The following is a 20,134-nucleotide window of genomic DNA, read 5'->3' as shown; positions in this document are numbered from 1 at the left end:
AGTTGAAGGTTTTTGCAAATGCTTCAGCTGGAAATGTAAACGCCGGCGTGTCTAACGCCGGCGTTTGATAATTATGCGGCGGCGTTGAGTTTCTTTTCCGCAGCTTCGGCAGCAGCTTCTGCTGTGATGCCGAAATGCTTGTAGAGATCGTTGATTTCGCCCGAAGCGCCGAAGCCCTTCATGCCGATAAACACGCCGTTTTCGCCGATGAAGCGTTCCCAGCCGAGCGCCAGACCTGCTTCGATTGCGACCTTGACCTGCGCATTGCCGAGTGTGGCCTGCTTGTAGGCATCGCTCTGTTCTTCGAACAGTTCAAAGCAAGGAACGGAAACAACGCGGGTTGCAATGCCTTTGCCTTCGAGAAGGTCGCGGGCTTTGAGGGCGATTTCCACTTCCGAACCGGTTGCGAAGATCGAAACCTTTGCATCGCCGTTTGCAGCAGCGAGTTCGTAGGCGCCGAATGCGGAGAGGTTTTCTTCGCGATGTTCAGTGCGCACGACCGGCAGGTTCTGACGGGTCAGAGCCAGTGTTGACGGTGTACCCTTCGAATGCAGTGCAATCTGCCAGCATTCGGCCACTTCCACAGCATCTGCCGGACGGAAGACATTGTGGTTTGGAATGGCGCGCAGAGCTGCGAGATGCTCGACGGGCTGATGCGTCGGGCCGTCTTCGCCAAGACCGATCGAATCATGGGTCATGACGTAAACAACGCGGATGCCCATCAGCGATGACAGACGCATTGCCGGACGGCAATAATCCGAGAAGCACATGAAGGTGCCCGAATAAGGGATCAGACCGCCATGCAGTGTGATGCCGTTCATGGCAGCAGCCATGCCGTGTTCACGAATGCCGTAATGGATGTAGCGGCCACCGTAGTTTTCCGGCGTCACAGCCTTGGTCTGACTGGTCTTGGTGTTGTTGGAACCGGTGAGGTCGGCAGAGCCGCCCAGCGTTTCAGGCACAACGCCGTTGATGACTTCAAGAGCCATTTCCGAAGATTTGCGAGTCGCAACCTTCGGCTTTTCAGCGGAAAGCTTCTTTTTGTATTCGTTGATCGCGTCATCGAAGTTTGCCGGCAGGTCGCCGCGCATACGACGTTCGAATTCTGCGCGGGTTTCAGCATCGACATTTGCCAGACGCTTTTCCCATTCCTGACGCTTCTTGGCAGCGTTCAGACCGGCAACGCGCCATGCGTCGAGAACTTCTGCAGGTACGACGAATGGCTCTGCTGTCCAGCCGAGTGCCTTGCGGGTCGCAGCGATTTCTTCTGCGCCGAGTGGCGAGCCGTGGACCTTGTTGGTGCCAGCCTTGTTTGGCGAGCCAAAACCAATGGTGGTCTTGCAGGCGATGAAGGTTGGCTTTTCCGAAACCTTGGCCATTTCGATGGCTTTGGCAATCGCGTCCTGATCGTGGCCGTCAACAGCGAGCGTGTTCCAGCCGGAAGCGGCGAAGCGTGCAGGCTGGTCAGTGTTGTCAGAAAGCGAGATCGGGCCGTCGATGGAGATGTTGTTGTCATCCCAGAAGACGATGAGCTTGTTGAGCTGCAGATGGCCAGCAAGGGCAATGGCTTCCTGGCTGATGCCTTCCATGAGGCAGCCGTCGCCAGCAATCACATAGGTGTAGTGGTCAACAAGGCTGTCGCCAAACTGTGCATTGAGAATGCGTTCGGAGAGCGCCATGCCAACAGCATTGGCGATGCCCTGACCGAGCGGACCGGTCGTGGTTTCGATACCAGCGGCATGGCCATATTCAGGGTGGCCTGCGGTGCGCGCGCCGAGCTGGCGGAAATTCTTGATTTCATCGATGGTGATGTCTTCGTAGCCCGAAAGATAGAGCAGCGAATAAAGAAGCATCGAGCCGTGACCGGCTGAGAGCACGAAACGGTCGCGATCTGGCCAATGCGGGTTCTGCGGGTCGTGTGACAGGAAACGCGTATAAAGCGTCGTCGCGATGTCGGCTGCACCCATCGGGAGTCCGGGATGGCCGGAATTGGCTTTTTCAACCGCATCAATCGACAGGAAGCGGATTGCGTTGGCCAACTGGTTTTGTTTATCGGAATTCGTCATGGTCTCGGCCGTCTTTCCATAGTGGTTTTAACGGGGTTGCGGCGATGCCTCGGAACTGAAGCACGAACTCCTTATACTAAACGATTTAATCTCTTTAAACCGATTAAATGCTTGAGATGCTCGCGCTGCAGAAGGCTTTGGGACACATAGCAGCTGCATTTGTGGAGTCAACAAAACGATAGCTTTTCGACAATAAACAGTCTGCGATCATCGTGCTATACCAGCTAATTTATGGGGTGTTCATCACTGAAAAGCCTTTTTTGCGCGGATAACGGTGCATGAATGGCCTCTCGGCCCCCTCATTTGTTGCTTATCGGGCGGTCGATTATTACAGTCTTTCCAAAGATGCCCGTCCGGCAGGCGCGATTCGATGTCTGTGATCTGGCATTGGAAAGGAAATGGATGGCACCCGATACGACCCTCAGGCAGGTTCTTGAAAGGCTGGAAAAGGCACTCAACACGCTTGAACAAGCGGTGGACCTGCGGCTGGACAAGGAAGGCGATTTCGCCGAAGCTGAGGAAGAGGTGCAGCGTATGAACGCTGACCGTAGCCGTCTTGCACAGGAACTCGATCAGTCTGAGGCGCGCGCTGAACGGCTTGAAGCTGCGAACCGCGAAGTTTCGCGCCGTCTTGTGACAGCTATGGAAACCATTCGCGCCGTTCTGGATCGATAAAGGATACAAGCATGGCGACTGTAACCGTTACCATCGATGGCAAAGCGTATCGCATGGCCTGCGATGAAGGTCAGGAAGAGCATCTTTCCGGGCTGGCTGATCGTTTTGACCAATATGTCACGCATCTCAAATCATCGTTCGGTGAAATTGGCGATCTTCGCTTGACGGTCATGGCTGGCATTATGGTCATGGATGAGCTTGCAGAAACGCAAAAGCGCATCAAGGGCCTTGAAAGCGAGGTCGAGGCGTTAAGACGGTCGCGCGACGAGGCTCTGACCAATGCTGATCAGAACGATGCTGCCATCACTGGTGTGCTCGCAGATGTTGCCACACGGCTTGAGCAGGTGGCATCACGAATTGCGCCGCGCCCAGGGTCGGTGTGATTTAAAAAAGATTTCTGTATCTGGCGCTTACGCCACTGGCGCTCCCGCCTGACTAAGCCTATATATGGCATTGGCGTACTGCGCTTCCCGACAGGTGTAACAGCATCCCCGGGGCCTTATTGATCTCTAAGGGAGCTGTCCCTGTGAAGGCCCGTGGGCTTTCGCATATGGCGCCCACCTACGTTGTAGGTTCCCGGGATCAAACACTACCATCGGTCGTCGTGGTCGCCACTTTCTTTCGCTTTTGTGCCGTTCGGGGCCAAGCGCTTTGTTATTGAAGACAAATATGTTTTAAAACGCCTTATCCTTCAAAGTTATGTGCGTTTTCTGATGACTTCTTCTTCGCCCGATCTGCCCCCTTTTTCTGAACGTATCAGCATCGCTGTTCCGATTGCTGCGGTGTATGGGCTGTTGCTTTATGTCCTGATCTGGCTGACGCCTGTTTCTGACATGATGCCTTTTATCGCCGGACTCATGCTGTTGCCGATGGGGATTGCCAGCCTTGCATCCAGTATCAGCGATCCACGGGCGCAAAAGACCCTTTGGCGCCATGTAAAAATGAGCTGGATGATTATTGGCGGCCTTGTCGTCATCAGCATGGTCTTCTTCCGGGAAGGTGGCATTTGCGTGATTATGGCGGCCCCATTTTTCGCTGTTTTTTCCGCAATTGGATCATGGTTGACGCTTTCGCTCATCCGCCGCTTTCGCACGCCACGCTCCACAATGCTGGTGATTGCATTGCCGTTGATGTTCTACCCATTTGAACCATTGCTACACTATGAGCCGCATGAGGGAGCGGTCACGACAATTATCGATATTGCAGCTTCGCCTGATGTCGTGTGGGCGCAGACAGCTGAAATCCGCCATGTCCGCCCGGATGAACTGTCATGGACATTCAGTCACGGCATTGTTGGTGTTCCGCAGCCTGTTGATGCGCGTTTGGAGGGGGAGGGTGTTGGTGCTATACGCCAGCTTGAATGGACTCGTGGCGTCCGATTTCAGGAGATTGTGACGCGTTGGGAAGAAAACCGCCTTCTGGCTTGGGATTTCAATTTTGGTCTGGAGTCGATACCGGCGGCTGTTGAAGCCCATATCAATGTGGATAGTTCTTATCTCAAGCTTACCAATGGTGATTATCGCCTTGAAGCGCTGCCCAATGGTCATACACGGCTCACACTCACCACACGCTACCGGATTGCAACGCCGATTAATTTCTACTGCGACCTGTGGGGCCAGGTCTTTCTGAATGATTTCCATGGGGTTGTTCTGAAAGTCATTCGCGATCGCTCGGAGAGATTAGCAACAGCGGCTTGACGGATAAGCGCATTCCGGTTCCACTATCAGCAATTGGTGGAGGCATTGGATGAGTGATCACGGACAGCCGCGATACGGCGATAAACAACAATTGAGGCGAGCGGTGCTTTCGCGTCGCGATGCGCTTGATCCGCGGTTTCGCTTTGAGGCTTCTCTAACGGCAGCAAAAAAAGCAGAAACTGCAATTCCCGCACGCAAGGGCATCATCATTGCCGGCTATTGGCCGATCCGCTCCGAGATCGATCCGCGTCCGCTTTTATCTTTCATGCGTGATAAGGGGGCTCGCCTGTGTCTGCCGGTGGTTCTGGATAAGGAAACAATCGCTTTTCGTGAATTTTTGCCGGATGCAGAGCTGGTTCAAACCGGCTTTGGGACGATGGGACCCGATGAAAATGCGCCGCTGGTTGATCCTGCCATTATGCTTATGCCGCTTGCCGGTTTTGACAGACGCGGCCATAGGCTCGGCTATGGTGCCGGTCACTATGACCGCGCGCTGGCGCGTTTTGCGGAGCGTGGCCTGGAGCCGCTGTTGATCGGCATGGCTTTTGATTGTCAGCAAGTGCCACATGTGCCCAATGAGCCGCATGATATTGCTCTTCACCAGATACTGACAGAGACTGGCTTGCGCTCCTTCGATCAGGGCTGATAAAGACGAATTTATGAGATTACTTTTTCTTGGTGACATGGTGGGCCGGTCAGGGCGCACGGCGGTTTATGAAAAGCTGCCGGGCTTGATTTCTGATCTGAAGCTGGATTTCGTGATCGTCAACGGTGAGAACGCCGCTGGCGGCTTTGGTATTACCGAAGAGATTTTTCACGACACGATCCGCGCGGGCGCGGATGTGGTGACGACCGGCAATCACGTGTGGGATCAGCGTGAGGCGCTGGATTTCTCCAAGCGTGAAGACCGTTTCCTTCGCCCTGCGAATTTTCCGAAAGGAACGGCTGGTAAGGGCGAGGGGCTTTATATCGCCAAAAATGGTGCCCGCGTGCTGGTATCCAATGTGATGGGTCGCGTGTTCATGCACCCGGATCTGGATGATCCGTTTATCGCTGCCGAAAAAATCCTCGAAGCTTGCCCGCTTGGCGAGCAGGCGGATGCTGTGTTTTTTGATTTCCATGCAGAAGCCACCAGCGAAAAGCAGTGCTTTGGCCATTTTGTCGATGGTCGGGCCAGCGCGGTTGTGGGAACGCATACCCATGTGCCGACTGCCGATTGCCAGATTCTGCGCAACGGCACGGCCTATATGTCGGATGCCGGTATGTGTGGCGATTATGATTCGTCTCTTGGCATGGATAAGGAAGAGCCGCTCAACCGCTTCTTGTCGAAGGTGCCCAAGGGTCGTTTTGAAGCTGCCAGCGGCCCTGCCACTGTTTGCGGGGTCGGCATCGAGATTTCTGATCGCACCGGCCTTGCGGAAAAGGCTGCCCCTTTGCGCATTGGCGCAAGGCTCGAAGAAACGATCCCTGCCTTCTGGCGGTAGGTCTTTATAATTTTATCCGAACGCCCGCATAATCGTCGGTGACGGCGATGCGGGTGCAAAGCTCTGACCATTCGCAAGATGTACAGGCTTTGCGAATGCTGCCATCGGCGAAAGCCGCTCGCATCTGGCCAAGCTGTAGGGAATCAGGTGAGAGTTGTGCGCCAGCTAAGATCGTTCGGCCAAACAGCTCCGCTATATCTTTTATAGCCAGCCTGTCCCGAACAGCCACGCTTGCTTGAAAACAGTGGCAATCACTCTCGCAGAGCAGTGGCTGGCAGATGTCGTCGGGGCCATCGATGATCTCAATGTCTTCCCCGTTCGACAAACGCCCGGCAATCGCATCGTAATTTTCCACGAAAGCCGGGCTGTAGCCCTTGCCGATATAGGTCAGCATACAAAGAAGATGATGACCGCGCAGGCGTACTGTCATTGATCGTTTATCGTGCTACTGCTTTGAGAATTGCAGCGCCGAGTGCCGACTTGATCAGCGCGCCAACGAGGAACGGCGTGACACCAAAGGCAACGGCTTTTTCAATGCCTATCACGCTCGAAAGCCACATGGCACCGAGTGCAAGGCCAAGCAGGTTGGCAGTGCCGAATGATACAAATGCCAGCATGACGTTTTTGCCGTTCCAGCCACGTTCCGCAAGATATCCGGTCAGGGCTGCCATAATCGGGAACGAGACCAGATAGCCAGCTGTCGGGCCTGCGAAATGTGCGATGCCGCCAGCACCACCAGCCAGAACCGGCAGGCCGATCATGGCTTCGCCGAGCCATGCAAGAACCGTGGCAAGGCCAAGACGCCAGCCATAGAGTGCGCCGATCAACGGCACGACCAGTGTCTGTAGTGTGACGGGAACCGGCACCATTGGAACTTCGATCTGCGATGAGATGGCGAGTACAAACGTGCCGAAAACAACGGCTGCAAGACGCAGGGCCGGTGAACGGGATTCAAGGTTAAGCGGGCTGAAGGAAGGGCGGGTTTGGGTGATGCTTGTCATGGCGTCCTCAAATTATAGATAAAATAGAGATTCGATCTATTTAAATTCCAGATAAGTGGCGTGCTTGGCAAGTAAGAAATTCATTGAATAGATAAAATGCTGTTTGCGCACACCAAACAATCCCAAGTTTGGTCGAACTTTGGGATGAAAAGCAGAAAACTGAAAACTGGTTGTGGGGGATTAGCCTACAATTGCAAAGGAATCACGCGTCTTGCCCGAGGCCGTTTTTACCGGGCGATGACCGATCCATTGAACATGACGCGCTAGGATGCCTGCGGCAGTATCGACATCGTTTTGACGCAGCGCGTCGAGTATCGCACGGTGATCATGATCTGTGCGGGTTTCCCATTCCGAACGCCATGTGGCGAACAGAAATCGTGCGCTGGCGGCATGAAGATCGTCGATGGCGGCGAGCAGCCGCGGCATGTTGCAGGGTTCAAGAATCAGGCGGTGAAAGCGTCGATTGGCTGCCTCCCAGCTTTTTACATCGCGCGATTTGTCGCCTTCAACGGTGGCCTGTTCGGCCGCATCCAGTGTGGCGCGTGTAATGTGGGGTGCAGCATGGTGGAGTGCGAGCACTTCAAGGGCTGCGCGCATTTCTGCAACTTCGCGGATTTCGCTGATACTGAAAGATGCAACGCGCACGCCCCGGCGTGGTTCTGAAACCGCAAGCCCCTGCGCCTCAAGCCGCCTGAAAGCCTCGCGCACCGGCACGTGGCTTGTTTCGAACTCCTCGGCGATATGGTCTTGCCGCAATTTGGTGCCGGGTTCGATTTCGCCCGCAATAATCCGGTCCGCAAGAATGCGGCTGATACGGGCGGCGATTGTTTCGCCGGGCGTGTCGCTGGTGTGCTGATTCATGGTTTTATAGATAATATTTTTTGATTATGCGCGTCGACCGATAAGTGAGCGATCAACATAGGATTTTGTAATTTGGCGCTTTTGCTGGACGAATGCGGCTCAATTCCTTATAACGCGGCCATTCAGCACGGAAAGCGCGGTGGCCGATATGCCTACGGCCAGACCCATTCTTATGTGACGCTTTCTCCGTGCGCATCATATGAACAGAACAGGGGTGCCATGGCTGGCCATTCACAGTTTAAGAATATCATGCACCGCAAAGGGCGTCAGGATGCCGTGCGGTCGAAAATGTTTTCCAAGCTCGGACGCGAAATTACCGTTGCGGCCAAGCAGGGTCTGCCTGACCCGTTGATGAACCCGCGCCTGCGTCTGGCAATCCAGAACGCCAAGGCGCAGTCGATGCCGAAAGATAACATCGAGCGTGCCATCAAGAAGGCTGCCGGCAATGACGGCGAAAACTATGATGAAGTGCGCTACGAGGGCCGTGGTCCGGGCGGCGTCATGGTTATCGTTGAAGCGCTGACCGACAACCGCAACCGCACCGCATCCAATGTGCGTGCAGCTTTCACCAAGTCGGGTGGTGCACTGGGCGAAACCGGCTCTGCCGCGTTCATGTTCGATCGCGTTGGAGAAATTATCTATAAGTCGTCAGCTGGTGATGCTGACACGATTATGGAAGCCGCGATCGAGGCGGGTGCCGATGATGTTCAGTCCGGCGAAGAAGAGCACGTGATCCTCTGCGCTTTTGAAGACATTGGTGAAGTGTCAAAGGCGCTGGAAGCAGCACTTGGCGAAGCCGAATCGATCAAAACGATTTGGAAGCCGCAGACCAATACTGAACTGGATGAGGAAAAGGCACGCTCGGTGCTCAAGCTTCTCAATGTGCTCGAAGATGATGATGACGTTCAGAACGTCTACAGCAACTTTGAAGTCAGCGACGAAGTGATGGAAAAGCTGAGCGCCTAAGTTCTGGTATCAGTTCCGAATATGAAAACTCCCGGCTTGTCCGGGAGTTTTTTATCGGGCGTCATTCTTTGAAATGCAGACAACAAAAAACCTCGCCTAAGCGAGGTTTTTCGTCAGTTCATATTCGGCGGTATTAGATACCGAGATTGCCGAAACGATTCTTGAACTTGGTTACGCGGCCACCGCGATCAAGCAGGGTCTGCGAGCCACCGGTCCATGCTGGATGCGTGGATGGATCGATATCGAGGTTCATCGTATCGCCTTCCTTGCCCCATGTAGAACGGGTCATGTATTCGGTGCCATCGGTCATCACGACCTTGATGGTGTGGTAGTCGGGATGGATATCAGCTTTCATCTTCTCAATCCTGAAAGTCTGGGAGCAAAAGCCCAGCTCTAATTTTAAAACTGCGGCACTTTCGCCCAATGACAGATATGAAGACCCGTTACCAACAGCAACGGCTTCCAAAAGGGTTGGCGAGCCTATACATCAGGCGCACGGCAATAACAAGGGCGCAATCTCAAGAATGGCCAGCAGAGACAGTCAAATTCGCATGAATCCAGATTTAGACGCGCGGGGAGAACGTAAACGTCGTTCGCTGAAGCCGTTAAAGCGGATGATTCCCTTTCTTGCACGCTACAAGACTCTTGTGGTCGGCGCGCTTTTTTCGCTGGTCCTTGCAGCTGCCACAACGCTTGCCGTTCCCGTTGCCGTGCGTCGCATGATTGATCATGGCTTCACCGGCGCCAATGCCGTCTTCGTCAATAATTACTTCGGTATGCTGGTCGCGCTGGCGCTGGTTCTGGCGCTGGCATCGGGTCTGCGCTATTTCTTCGTCATATCGCTGGGCGAGCGCGTGGTTGCGGATTTGCGCAATGCCGTCTTCTCTCATGTAACCAGCCTTTCGCCGGAATTCTTTGATCGCTCGCAATCCGGCGAGATCGTCTCGCGCCTCTCTGTCGATACCACACAGATCAAATCTGTTGTGGGGGCTACGGCGTCTGTGGCGCTGCGCAATGTGATTCTGGGTGTCGGTGCGCTGATTATGATGGTTGTCACCAGCCCCAAGCTGTCCGCACTTGTGATCGCCGCGATTCCGCTGATCGTGATTCCACTGATTGCCTTTGGTCGTTCGGTGCGCCGCCGTTCACGCATGACGCAGGATATGCTGGCGCATGCCAATGCCTATGCCAGCGAACAGATCGGTGCCATGCGCACACTGCAAGCTTTTACCAACGAAAATATGGTGGTTCGGCATTTTGCAAATGCGGTCGAGAAGGCCTATCAGGCAGCGCGCTCTTCGATCAAGGCGCGGGCCATTCTCACAGGTTTTGCGATTTTTCTGATTTTCTCCAGTGTGGTTGCTGTGCTCTGGTTCGGTTCGCGTGATGTGCTGTCTGGCACAATGAGCGCGGGCACGCTGGGGCAGTTCGTCCTTTATGCGGTGTTTGCGGCCAGCGCCTTTGGTGCGCTTTCAGAAGTGGGGGGCGAGCTTGCGCAGGCCGCAGGTGCCACAGAACGTCTTGCAGAAATTCTTGATGAAAATCCCGGCATTTCTGCTCCTGCAAATCCCGTTGCTTTGCCTGAACCGCCGCGTGGCGAAATCAGCTTTGACAATGTGTCTTTTTCCTATCCGACACGGCCTCATGCGCCTTCGCTTCATGGCTTAAGCTTCGCTGTAAAGCCGGGAGAGACAGTTGCGATTGTCGGCCCATCCGGGGCTGGTAAAAGCACGATCTTCTCGCTGGTGATGCGTTATTACGATCCGCAGAGCGGCTCGGTGATGATGGATGGTGTTGCTTTGCCTCAAGCTGATCCTGCGAAGGTGCGCGAACGCATTGCGGTGGTGCCACAGGATGTGGCGATCTTTGCCACCAGCATTCGCGAAAATATTGGTTTTGGTAAGCCCGGTGCGAGCGATGCGGACATTGAAGCCGCAGCCAAAGCGGCGCTTGCGCATGACTTCATTATGGCGCTGGACAAGGGTTATGATACGCAAGTCGGTGAACGCGGCGTGACACTTTCAGGCGGCCAGCGTCAGCGCATTGCGATTGCGCGTGCGATTCTGCGTGCCGCGCCTATTCTGTTGCTGGATGAAGCCACTTCGGCGCTGGATGCAGAAAGCGAAATGCTGGTGCAGAAGGCGCTCGACAGTCTCATGGACAACCGCACGACGCTTGTCGTGGCGCATCGTCTGGCAACAGTTCTCAAAGCTGACCGTATTCTGGTGCTTGACAAGGGCCAGATCGTCGAAGAAGGCACGCATCAGACGCTGGTTGAGAAGGGTGGCATTTATGCCCGCCTCGCCAAGCTGCAATTTGAAGCAGGCGCAGGCGTCTTCGGTAAATGAATAAGGGGGCTTCAAGCCCCTTTAACTCATTATCTCTCAGTAAGCTTAAGCTCGATGCGGCGGTTTCTCGCACGGGCATCGGCGGTATCGGAATTGTCGAGTGGCTGATATTCGCCAAAACCTGCTGCAACCAGGCGGTTGGCTGGCACGCCATTGGCGATCAGATATTTGACCACTGCCGTTGCGCGCGCGGAAGACAGTTCCCAATTGTCGCGGAAGCGGCCAGTGCCTGTCAGGGGTACATTATCGGTATGACCGTCCACGCGCAGAACCCAGTTGATGTCATCCGGGATTTCCTGATTGAGTGTGATGACGGCGGCCGCAAGCTTTTTCATCTCTTCTAGACCGGCAGGGTTGAGATCAGCCGAGCCTGTTGGGAAAAGCACCTCTGACTGGAACACGAAACGGTCGCCGACAATGCGGATGTTTTCCTTGTCGGACAGGATCGCACGCAGGCGGCCAAAGAAGTCGGAGCGGTAGCGGTTAAGTTCCTGTACGCGCTGCGCAAGCGCCACATTAAGACGGCGACCGAGATCGGCGATCTTGGCTGTCGATTCACGATCACGCGATTCGGAAGCATTCAACGCATCTTCAAGCGCTGCGATCTGGCGGCGGAGTGCTGAAATCTGCTGGTTGAGCAATTCCACCTGAGAAAGTGCCTGTGCACTGACCTGTTTTTCCGCGTCGAGACTCTGGCTTAATTCACCTGCGCGCTTTTCTGCGGCAGCTCCTGCACCACTGCCTTCATTGAGCAGGGCTTGCAGGCGAGAGCGTTCGCTTTCCGCCCCCGAGAGCGAGGCTTGCAGATTGGCAATCGTGTCTTGCAGGTCCTGCGAATTGCTTTTTTCAAGCGATAGGAGTTGCGTGAGTTCCTGTATCTGGCTGTTCAGGCGCGCCAAAGCGCTGTCTTTGCTATCAACATCGCGGCTGAGCAGAAATTGCCCGAGCACGAAGACCGTCAGCAGGAACATGATGGCCAGCAGCAATGTTGTGAGCGCATCAACAAAACCGGGCCAGTAATCAATATGGCGCTGCGGGCGACGGTTACGGGCAAGAGCCATGGTGCTTACTCCGAACGTTCGCTTGGGGTTTTGGCATTTATCGTCTTGTTAAGACGGTCAAGCGTTTCGCGGATGGCCTTTTGCTCTTCTGCCTGTTTTTCAACCCAGTCGCGCATCATCTGCTGTTCGCTGCGCATGCTCTTGACCAGACCCTGAATACCTTCGGCAAGATTGGCAAGGGCTGCTGATGTGCGCTGGCTGGAAGCCTCGCCACCCTGCAAATTCTGCACGCGTTCGGCAAGATTGCGAATACCGCCGAGATGCTCATCGATGCCAAGATCAGAGCCAAGATCGGTCACGGATGACAGCCAGTTTTCAAGCTCGGTGTAAAAACGATTCTGGGCGCGGCCAGCCTGAAGATCAAGGAAGCCGAGAATCAGTGATCCCGAAAGACCGAACAGCGAGGATGAGAAGGCCGTTCCCATGCCCGAAAGTGGTGCCTGTAATCCGGCTTTGAGCGAATCAAGAACATCTGTGGTGCTGCCTGAGCTTGGATCAAGGGATTGGATAGTCTGGCCGATCGAGCCGACCGTCCCAAGCAGCCCCCAGAATGTACCGAGCAGGCCCAGAAAGACCAGAAGGCCGATGAGATAACGCGAAATATCGCGGCTTTCATCAAGGCGCGTGGCAATCGATTCGAGAATGGAGCGGGTGGAGTTGGTGGTGAGTGCCATTGATTGTCTGCGGCCAATCAATGCGCGCATCGGTGCAAGGAGAACCGGTGGGCGCGTGGCGCCGTCGCGATCCCCGTCGCGGAAGGAATTGACCCAGCGAATTTCAGGCAGCAATCGCAGAACCTGTCCGAAGGCGAGCAGGATGCCAACGAGCAGAACGCCGAAAATCAGGCCGTTAAGGACGGGATTGGTGATGAAGAATGTATGTATCTGTCGTATCAGCACAGCCGCCAGAAAGGCGACGATGATCAGAAAGATCACCATGGACAGAATGACAATTCTCGGACTGCTCAGGCGGTAGGGATCATAATCCCGCGTGTCGTCCAGTCGTTCCCGAGAAAGTCTCAAATCGCTCATGCGTTTCGCTCCGTGGATATCCGCAGGGATAATCTGTCGTGGGGGAGCCTACTGCATAATTTGGTGAAGCGGAATCGTCCGGCGTGAAAAAAATATGCGCAAAACAAAGCACCCCGGCAATCATGCCGGGGCGCTTTGTTGAAAGAAACGTCTGATCAGATTGGTTTGTTGATCGTCTTGAGCAGGGCTTTCTGAATGCTTTCATTGCCTGCAACGATGGTCTTGGTGCCGAAAATGTCCTGACCTCCCTTTTTATCGGATACAAAGCCACCAGCTTCACGGATCATCAGCATGCCAGCGCCGAGATCCCACGGGTGCATACCGTCTTCCCAGAAGCCGTCGAGACGGCCTGCGGCGACATAAGCGAGATCGAGAGCAACCGCACCCATACGGCGGATACCGGCGGTTTCACCCATGACGTTGCGCAGTTCGACCAGATAATGGCCGTGGCCGGGGCGACCCAGATGCGGGATGCCGGTGCCGATCACGCAATCGACCAGCTTTGTGCGCGCTGCAACGCGCAGACGGCGATCATTGAGGAACGCGCCACCGCCGCGTTCAGCGGTATAAAGCTCATCCATCGCTGGGTTGTAAATGACGCCAGCAACAATCTGTCCCTGACGCTCGAGAGCGATAGAGACTGCAAAAACCGGAATACCATGCAGGAAGTTGGTGGTTCCATCCAATGGATCGACCAGCCAGCGATGCTGTCCGTCCTTGGAAGGAACTTCGCCCGATTCTTCCATCAGGAAGCCAAAATCCGGGCGGGCGCGGCTCAGTTCGGTGTAGATGATTTTTTCCGCTTTGCGGTCCGCCTGACTGACATAGTCGCCGGGGCCCTTCAGTGAAACCTGAAGATTTTGCACTTCACCGAAATCGCGCGCAAGGCCGCGACCGGCTTTCATGGCGGTTTGAACCATAACATTGAGGAGGGCTGAACGGGCCATCTGATCATCCTTTGAGAGCGCATAACGAAACCTGTGAGCCGGTTTTCGATACATATGCGCGTTAATAAACCTGTGAGTGTCGATCTGACGCGATCAGACCACTGACACTCAAAACTGAGCAAGCTGAGAAAGAACTGTCACATCCCCTTGAGAAGGGGGGACTGCGGCGCCGGGCATGTGCCGGCGCCGCTCAATTTTGAAAAAAGACGTTATGCGCGGCTGATATAGGTCAGTTCGCTGGTGTCAACGATCACGCGTTCGCCCGATTCAATGAATGGCGGAACGAGGATGCGGATACCGTTTTCAAGCACTGCTGGCTTATAGGAAGAAGCAGCGGTCTGGCCTTTGACGACCGGGTCAGCTTCGACGATTGCCAAAGTTACCTGTTCCGGAAGACGAATGCCGATTGGCTTTTCTTCGTAAAGTTCAACCGTAACCATCATGCCGTCCTGAAGGAAGGCTGCGCGGTCGCCGACGAAATCCTTGAGGAGTTCGAGCTGCTCGTAGGATTCGGTATCCATGAAAATCAGCGCTTCGCCCTGTTCGTAGAGGAACGAGAAGTCCTTCTGTTCCAAACGAACCCGTTCAACGGTTTCTGCTGCACGGAAACGTTCGTTGAGCTTGGTGCCGGTGATGAGGTTTTTCAGTTCGACCTGATTGTATGCGCCGCCTTTGCCTGGCTTGACCGCATTGGTCTTGACCGCAACCCACAGGCCGCCATCATGCTCAATGACGTTGCCGGGGCGGATTTCGTTACCATTGATCTTCATGAGTTTAATCCGGGAATAAATGTGAAAACTGTTGCGGCCCGGCGCATCACGACAGAAAGGCAATCTCCCGCATCTTTTCGGGGATTGCGTCCATCTTTAACTCGAACCACGATAATCGGGCTCTCCAAGACCATAAATTGGCGCTTTGTGCAAGTCTGCGGCGTCAATGAGCGGATCAGACACCCAAAAAACTACCCGGAATTTACCGCACGCGCAGACTGTTTGCTGTTTGAACAGCCTCTTTAAGCTGTTCGTCGGCGAGTCCATCCATCATATCGTTGAGGTCGGGTGAGCGATAACCGGCCCGTTGCGCGACGATGTACCATGCCGCAGCCTTGACCAGATCGCCATCTGTGCCGATACCATCGCGATAGAGCCGGGCAAGCCATGCCTGCGCCATCACTGTGCCACGCTGGGCGGCAATCTGCATCCAGCCAAAGCCTTGTTCGTAATTGCGATCGCCGCCACGCCCTTCAATAAGCCAGCGCGCAAGATCATATTGCGCTGTGTCATAGCCTTTGCGCGCCGAAAGCAACAGATAGTCGCGAGCCTTCTTATCGTCATGAGCGATTTTGTCAGTGCCGTTGGCGTAGATCTGACTGAGCGCATACTCAGCATCCGGCAATTTTGCTGTTGCAGCTTTTTCAAACCACGGGAAAGCTTCATCCAATCCCTTTGGTCCGGGCGTCTTCATGATGACAAGCTGGCCGTAATTAAACTGTGCCATTGCATTGCCGCCTTCAGCTGCCTCATGCATCAGCTTGGTGGCCTTGGCCGTATCTTTGTGAATATATCTGCCCTGTAAAAGCAGGGCTGCATAGCGAAACTGTGCTTCGTTGACGCCTTTTTCGGCGGCTTTCGCATACCATTCAGCCGCCTTTGTCTGATCGGCTGGCACGCCAAGACCACGGGCATAGATTTCGGCAACCAGGGTTTGGGATGCTGGATCGCCTTCCTCAGCTTGTGGCAGGGCAAGATTGAAAGCCGTCAGATAGAGGCCGCGCTGATAGGCACCAAATGCTTCATCAACCGGCTTGTCCCCAAACCGGCGTGGATCGATGGCTGGCAAATGTGCTGTTGTTGACGGTTGCGGCAACATTTTGGGCTTCTCAGCCGGTTTGTCGCTTTTGCTGTCGTGTTTTGCTTGCGCGCCTGCGGGTTTGTCTGCAGCGCTTGCAGCCATGACGGCTGGAGTGGAAGCAGCAAAGATCAAAGCCGTGGCGAGAAGAATTCTGCTCTTCATGGGGCGTGCAAACCTTGAACGTTATTTATCGAAACGTGGAGCGTGTTCATCCAGAAGCCGATTGGCATGTGCTACGACCTCTGCCGGGTCTTCCGCCTCAAAGACAGCACGGCCAAGGGCAACAAAATCAGCGCCGGTTTTAGATGCGGGGATGACACTTTCAACCGTGTTGCCTGCCTGGGCGATGCTTGGGATTTCGACCATCTCCGACCACCATTCAGCCAATGACAGATTGCGGGGATGGGCATCGGGCTTGTTATCCGCACCAATTTTGCCAAAGAAAACATAATCGGGCTGCAACTCACCAATTTCCATGGCGCTATGGCGATCACGCAGATTGCCAGTGCCAATAATGAATTTAGGTGTGTGCTTCTCAATGGCTTCGGCAAGTTCCGCCGCCTTGCCTTCAATATGAATGCCGTCCGCACCCACACGGCCTGCGATGCGCGTATCATTGAGAATGATGGCTGCGGCAGCTTTGGCCTGAATCACAGGAACCGCTTTTGCAGCGGATGCCTGAAATGTTGCTTCATCAAGATCGCTGCCATCAAGGATCACACTTGCCACATCGCCGCCTGAAAGCGCTGCGGTCAGGAGTTTCGCCAGTGCATCCCCATTGGCCATGGGTGGTGCAACCAGCAAAAGGCGGCAGCGTTCATTGTTTTGTTTTGCAGTTGGCGCGTTCATAAACCAAACCTAGCGAAAAATGTTGATGGAATTCGGGCATAAAGTAAGAGGCGTTCGTTGAACAGCCCCTTTAGGCGGACTCAGCCTTGTCCGACATGCGCTGTCCGGGTGCTGGCATAATGTTATCCACTGGAACGAAAGTTGATTGGAACCAACCGGGTTCTGCCCGAATTAACAGCTATATAGGCGGCAATGAGTGTTGCGCTATTGCAGACAGAAAACAAACAGCAGGCAGACGAAATGACGAATGAAACGGCGAAAATAGTGCCAAAAGTCCGCGATACACGCATTGATGTGTTTCGTGCTTTGGCTCTGCTTACCATTTTCATCAATCATGTGCCCGGTACGATTTATGAGCACTTCACGCATAAGAATCTTGGCTTTTCTGATTCTGCCGAAGCTTTTGTTCTGATTTCAGGTATGGCCGTTGCATTGGCCTATGGTTCCAAGTTTGCACCGGGCAACCGTCTGGTTCTGACACTGAAAATGTGGCGCCGTGCCTGTGTTCTTTATACAGCGCATATTATGACCACGCTTGCGACGGTGGGTATTTTTGCTTCCGCTGCCATTTTCCTCAAGCATCGTGAGCTTCTCACACAGATCAATATCGGACCGCTGGTCAAACAGCCGGTCGAGGCGCTTCTTGGCCTTGTCACACTCGGCCATCAGCTTGGCTATAACAACATTTTGTCGATGTATGCGGTCGTGCTTCTGCTGACGCCGCTGCTGCTGCTGCTTGCGCGTATCAGCCTGTCGCTGATGCTTGGTGTGTCGGGCATGGTGTGGTTGCTGTCGGGTCTTTATCATGTCGCGCCAGTGAATTATCCAACGCCGGGTGTCTGGTTCCTCAATCCACTATCGTGGCAGTTTCTGTTTGCCATCGGTATTGCCGGCGTCATGTATGTGCGTCGCGGCGATAAAATTCCGGCACATCCTGCATTGATTGCAGCTGCTGTTGGCTATCTGGTGCTGTCGCTTGCATGGGTTCGTCTTCCGCTTTGGGGTATTGATGCCTCAATGGGCATGCCTGCGGTGCTGACCGGTTTCGACAAGACGTTCCTTTCGGCGCCCCGTCTTTTGCATGTGCTGGCGATGGCCTATCTGATCGCGGTTGTGCCGACGCTTAACAGCATTGCGCGTACGTCACCACAAAACCCGCTGGCCATTCTGGGCAAGCATTCGCTGCCTGTGTTTATTGCCGGGACTCTTTTGGCGATGGTTGCACAGGTAATGAAGCTCGTTAATCCGGGCGGCTTTCCATATGACACGTTGCTGATTGCAACCGGTGTCGTGATGCAGTTCGCTTTGGCTTATTATCTTGAATGGCTGCCGACCATTGGCTGGGGCAAGAAGCCTGCACTTAAGCCAGTTTCTGCCGAGGGTGCAAAGGCTCCGGTTGTTTCAAGCCCCAAGCCCGCATTGCAGCAGGCTTAAAAATACGGATTTTAAAAGCCGCCTCCGGGCGGCTTTTATGTCTGTCGGGCCTGAAACACACGATGTTAACCATTCATTAATCTTAATACCGTTAAATAGTTCATATCCAGTTCGGCTGGATTCTTACCGAGTGGTTTAGCCACTCTGTTTGACGCCTCCCTGTTAAACTCCTGAGAGCCGCCTTTGCGGCTCTTTTTTTATGCCTTTTTGCCAGTTTGCAGCCGCAGCCATTTACCATTCCTGAAAATCCTCCCCAAATTTTTAACCTTTCGTTAAACATATTCTTGCGCGACGGTGCATGAAGGTGCAGTTTATCGTGGACTCATGAAAACTGCCTGTTCCGTCTTCGCTCTCCCCATGGTCGAACAGCAGTTCAAATAATTCATTTGCATACCTTGGCGGTATGCGAGCAACAAAATGGACGTGAACGCGTTCATGTAAGGTGGCAGAGCAGTGATTAGCGAACAGGGACAGATGCCGGGTAATATGATCAGCCTCGCCGAGCGCATGGTTTTCTCGGATTCCTTTAAGCCGATTTACAGTGAAGGCATGGATATGGTTGAGGAAGCCGCGAGCTATCTCGACGGGGAGGGCCGTGAAGAAGCGCGCAGTCTTTCGCGCGTTGCTGCAACCCTTTATGCAGCCGAATCGATGCGCCTGACCACACGGCTCATGCAGGTGGCTTCGTGGCTCTTGTTGCAGCGTGCCGCGCGCAATGGCGAAATGTCCCGCAAACAGGTCGAAGCCGAAAAGGCAAAGGTGCGTCTTGATACGCCGTCTGCCGGTGATATTGCGCCGGGCTGGAACGAATTGCCGTTCGCCTTCATTGAACTCATCGAACGCTCAATGCGCCTTCAGGCGCGTGTGCGCCGCATGGACCGCAATGTTTACGGTGAAGTTGTTTCATTGCAAAGCGCACCCCATGGCAATCCCGTATCGGATCAAATCGTTTTGCTGAAGACGGCTTTCGGCGCATCTTAGAGCGTGCCGCGCTTAATCGTGCCCAATAGGCTCGCTCTATCTTCTTGTTCTCACGCATGTCGTTCTTGAAACGTAGCGGGAACCCGCCTTTCCGCGTCGTACTTGAGAGCGCCGAGACCGTGTTGGGCGCACAAAGGTCTCTCTAAATCTGGAAAATGACAGCGGCGCGATTGCGAAGGTTTTGATCGTCGCCGATTGGTTTTTCGTTATGCTCAACCCAGGCATGTGCGACGAACGGGAAACGCTGTATGCCAAGATACAATCGGGTATTTGCTATAGACCGCACCAGTGCATAGCATCGCACTGCGATTGCAAATTCAAGACATTCAAAGCGGAATGGCGAAAGTCGAGACGCCACCATTATGTCGTCGGAAAACGCGTTTATATCCAGAATAGGAAGCCATTTTCGGAACAACCACCTGTGGCGCGTGATAAAATTTACCGCTCCAACAATTCCGCGTCGCTTTATCAGGATCTGGATCAAATAAACCCATAGAATCAAACGAGGTTTGGCGCGTCCCGAGACATAGGCGGTTGGGTTTTCTGGCAGGTAGCGCCATGAATAATCATTCATGCCTCTGGCTATCTGAGAGGCGACAGGCTCTCTTTCACCGGTCACTGACGGCGCAATCAGTGTTTCAAGTTTGGGTGACAATGCATCATTGAATTCAGGATTCAATAGCGCAGCCTGAGAGCCTGTTCCAAAAAGGGTTGAGCGATTTCAGTGGGTTATGATTCAATCGGATTTCTGACATACGATGGAGATCACGATGACCTGGACTGAAACCGCTCGCCGGCAGTATGAACGTCGGAATTCACGTTACGCAAGTGATTTAACGGATGCCGAATGGTCCATCATCGAACCATTGATGCCAGCACCCA

General features: G+C 54.1%; 22 protein-coding genes and 1 other RNA gene. 11 read left to right on the top strand and 12 right to left on the bottom strand.

What is annotated here, in order from left to right; all coding sequences use genetic code 11:
* Nucleotides 1-71: 71 nt before the first annotated feature.
* Entirely contained in the window at nt 72-2,066 is a 1,995-nt protein-coding gene (tkt, locus tag VBH83_RS09650; RefSeq protein ID WP_265984824.1) for a transketolase, read from the bottom strand.
* Nucleotides 2,067-2,468: 402 nt separating this feature from the next.
* On the opposite strand from tkt, the gene VBH83_RS09645 reads away from it, so the two are divergent.
* The 6 genes from VBH83_RS09645 to VBH83_RS09620 all read left to right on the top strand — a co-directional run bounded on the left by VBH83_RS09645 (nt 2,469) and on the right by VBH83_RS09620 (nt 5,922).
* Entirely contained in the window at nt 2,469-2,741 is a 273-nt protein-coding gene (locus VBH83_RS09645; protein ID WP_094540354.1) for a DUF4164 domain-containing protein, read from the top strand.
* Between the two features lie 11 nt (nt 2,742-2,752).
* A complete protein-coding gene (locus VBH83_RS09640; protein ID WP_265984823.1) occupies nt 2,753-3,124 on the top strand; it encodes a cell division protein ZapA in 372 nt (123 codons plus the stop codon).
* A 72-nt stretch (nt 3,125-3,196) separates the two neighbouring features.
* Nucleotides 3,197-3,355, top strand: a non-coding RNA gene (gene ssrS / locus VBH83_RS09635) — 6S RNA.
* 99 nt (nt 3,356-3,454) lie between these two features.
* Entirely contained in the window at nt 3,455-4,438 is a 984-nt protein-coding gene (locus VBH83_RS09630; RefSeq protein WP_265984822.1) for an SRPBCC family protein, read from the top strand.
* 49 nt (nt 4,439-4,487) lie between these two features.
* Nucleotides 4,488-5,084, top strand: coding sequence for a 5-formyltetrahydrofolate cyclo-ligase (locus tag VBH83_RS09625; RefSeq protein WP_265984821.1), 597 nt, complete (start codon nt 4,488-4,490; stop codon nt 5,082-5,084).
* Nucleotides 5,085-5,097: 13 nt separating this feature from the next.
* Nucleotides 5,098-5,922 (top strand): TIGR00282 family metallophosphoesterase, encoded by an 825-nt coding sequence (locus VBH83_RS09620; RefSeq protein WP_265984820.1) that lies wholly within the window; start codon nt 5,098-5,100, stop codon nt 5,920-5,922.
* Nucleotides 5,923-5,926: 4 nt separating this feature from the next.
* On the opposite strand, the gene VBH83_RS09615 is transcribed toward VBH83_RS09620, so the two are convergent.
* From VBH83_RS09615 to VBH83_RS09605, 3 genes are all read right to left on the bottom strand, one after another.
* The gene (locus tag VBH83_RS09615; protein ID WP_265984819.1) at nt 5,927-6,352 is read right to left on the bottom strand and encodes a DUF1284 domain-containing protein; all 426 of its coding nucleotides are present in this window, start codon (nt 6,350-6,352) and stop codon (nt 5,927-5,929) included.
* Nucleotides 6,353-6,359: 7 nt separating this feature from the next.
* Nucleotides 6,360-6,923 (bottom strand): biotin transporter BioY, encoded by a 564-nt coding sequence (locus VBH83_RS09610; protein ID WP_396997396.1) that lies wholly within the window; start codon nt 6,921-6,923, stop codon nt 6,360-6,362.
* 180 nt (nt 6,924-7,103) lie between these two features.
* Entirely contained in the window at nt 7,104-7,784 is a 681-nt protein-coding gene (locus tag VBH83_RS09605) for a GntR family transcriptional regulator (RefSeq protein WP_265984817.1), read from the bottom strand.
* 219 nt (nt 7,785-8,003) lie between these two features.
* Here VBH83_RS09605 and VBH83_RS09600 point away from each other — a divergent pair, with 219 nt between their 5' ends.
* Nucleotides 8,004-8,750, top strand: coding sequence for a YebC/PmpR family DNA-binding transcriptional regulator (locus VBH83_RS09600; RefSeq protein WP_265984955.1), 747 nt, complete (start codon nt 8,004-8,006; stop codon nt 8,748-8,750).
* Nucleotides 8,751-8,883: 133 nt separating this feature from the next.
* On the opposite strand, the gene rpmE is transcribed toward VBH83_RS09600, so the two are convergent.
* Nucleotides 8,884-9,105: a 50S ribosomal protein L31 gene (gene rpmE / locus VBH83_RS09595; RefSeq protein WP_265984816.1), complete on the bottom strand. Its 222-nt coding sequence runs from the start codon at nt 9,103-9,105 to the stop codon at nt 8,884-8,886.
* Nucleotides 9,106-9,274: 169 nt separating this feature from the next.
* Between rpmE and VBH83_RS09590 the strand changes: the two genes are divergently transcribed.
* Complete coding sequence (locus VBH83_RS09590) at nt 9,275-11,098, top strand: ABC transporter transmembrane domain-containing protein (RefSeq protein WP_396997393.1); 1,824 nt, start codon at nt 9,275-9,277, stop codon at nt 11,096-11,098.
* A 29-nt stretch (nt 11,099-11,127) separates the two neighbouring features.
* Here VBH83_RS09590 and VBH83_RS09585 read toward each other — a convergent pair whose 3' ends face one another.
* The 6 genes from VBH83_RS09585 to VBH83_RS09560 all read right to left on the bottom strand — a co-directional run bounded on the left by VBH83_RS09585 (nt 11,128) and on the right by VBH83_RS09560 (nt 16,837).
* The gene (locus tag VBH83_RS09585; RefSeq protein WP_265984814.1) at nt 11,128-12,159 is read right to left on the bottom strand and encodes a peptidoglycan -binding protein; all 1,032 of its coding nucleotides are present in this window, start codon (nt 12,157-12,159) and stop codon (nt 11,128-11,130) included.
* Nucleotides 12,160-12,164: 5 nt separating this feature from the next.
* The gene (locus VBH83_RS09580) at nt 12,165-13,190 is read right to left on the bottom strand and encodes a flagellar motor protein MotA (RefSeq protein ID WP_265984813.1); all 1,026 of its coding nucleotides are present in this window, start codon (nt 13,188-13,190) and stop codon (nt 12,165-12,167) included.
* A gap of 155 nt (nt 13,191-13,345) precedes the next feature.
* The gene (locus tag VBH83_RS09575; protein WP_265984812.1) at nt 13,346-14,137 is read right to left on the bottom strand and encodes an inositol monophosphatase family protein; all 792 of its coding nucleotides are present in this window, start codon (nt 14,135-14,137) and stop codon (nt 13,346-13,348) included.
* Between the two features lie 209 nt (nt 14,138-14,346).
* Nucleotides 14,347-14,907, bottom strand: a complete 561-nt coding sequence (gene efp / locus VBH83_RS09570) for an elongation factor P (RefSeq protein ID WP_265984811.1) — start codon at nt 14,905-14,907, stop codon at nt 14,347-14,349.
* A 202-nt stretch (nt 14,908-15,109) separates the two neighbouring features.
* Nucleotides 15,110-16,150, bottom strand: coding sequence for a tetratricopeptide repeat protein (locus tag VBH83_RS09565; RefSeq protein ID WP_265984810.1), 1,041 nt, complete (start codon nt 16,148-16,150; stop codon nt 15,110-15,112).
* 21 nt (nt 16,151-16,171) lie between these two features.
* Nucleotides 16,172-16,837, bottom strand: a complete 666-nt coding sequence (locus tag VBH83_RS09560; protein WP_265984809.1) for a thiamine phosphate synthase — start codon at nt 16,835-16,837, stop codon at nt 16,172-16,174.
* A 240-nt stretch (nt 16,838-17,077) separates the two neighbouring features.
* On the opposite strand from VBH83_RS09560, the gene VBH83_RS09555 reads away from it, so the two are divergent.
* Together VBH83_RS09555 and VBH83_RS09550 are read left to right on the top strand one after the other, a co-directional pair.
* Nucleotides 17,078-18,271, top strand: a complete 1,194-nt coding sequence (locus VBH83_RS09555) for an OpgC family protein (RefSeq protein WP_265984808.1) — start codon at nt 17,078-17,080, stop codon at nt 18,269-18,271.
* A 474-nt stretch (nt 18,272-18,745) separates the two neighbouring features.
* Nucleotides 18,746-19,252, top strand: coding sequence for a DUF1465 family protein (locus VBH83_RS09550; protein WP_265984954.1), 507 nt, complete (start codon nt 18,746-18,748; stop codon nt 19,250-19,252).
* A 142-nt stretch (nt 19,253-19,394) separates the two neighbouring features.
* Here VBH83_RS09550 and VBH83_RS09545 read toward each other — a convergent pair whose 3' ends face one another.
* The gene (locus VBH83_RS09545) at nt 19,395-19,931 is read right to left on the bottom strand and encodes a lasso peptide biosynthesis B2 protein (protein WP_396997388.1); all 537 of its coding nucleotides are present in this window, start codon (nt 19,929-19,931) and stop codon (nt 19,395-19,397) included.
* Nucleotides 19,932-20,022: 91 nt separating this feature from the next.
* Here VBH83_RS09545 and VBH83_RS09540 point away from each other — a divergent pair.
* A partial coding sequence (locus tag VBH83_RS09540; RefSeq protein ID WP_396997446.1) for a transposase occupies nt 20,023-20,134 on the top strand: 112 nt, incomplete at its 3' end.

The sequence above is a fragment of the Ochrobactrum sp. S1502_03 genome, assembly GCF_044435015.1.
Taxonomy (GTDB): Bacteria; Pseudomonadota; Alphaproteobacteria; order Rhizobiales; family Rhizobiaceae; genus Brucella; species Brucella chromiisoli.
Note: the sequence above shows the minus strand (reverse complement) of the source record. Positions and strands in the feature narration are given on the sequence as shown.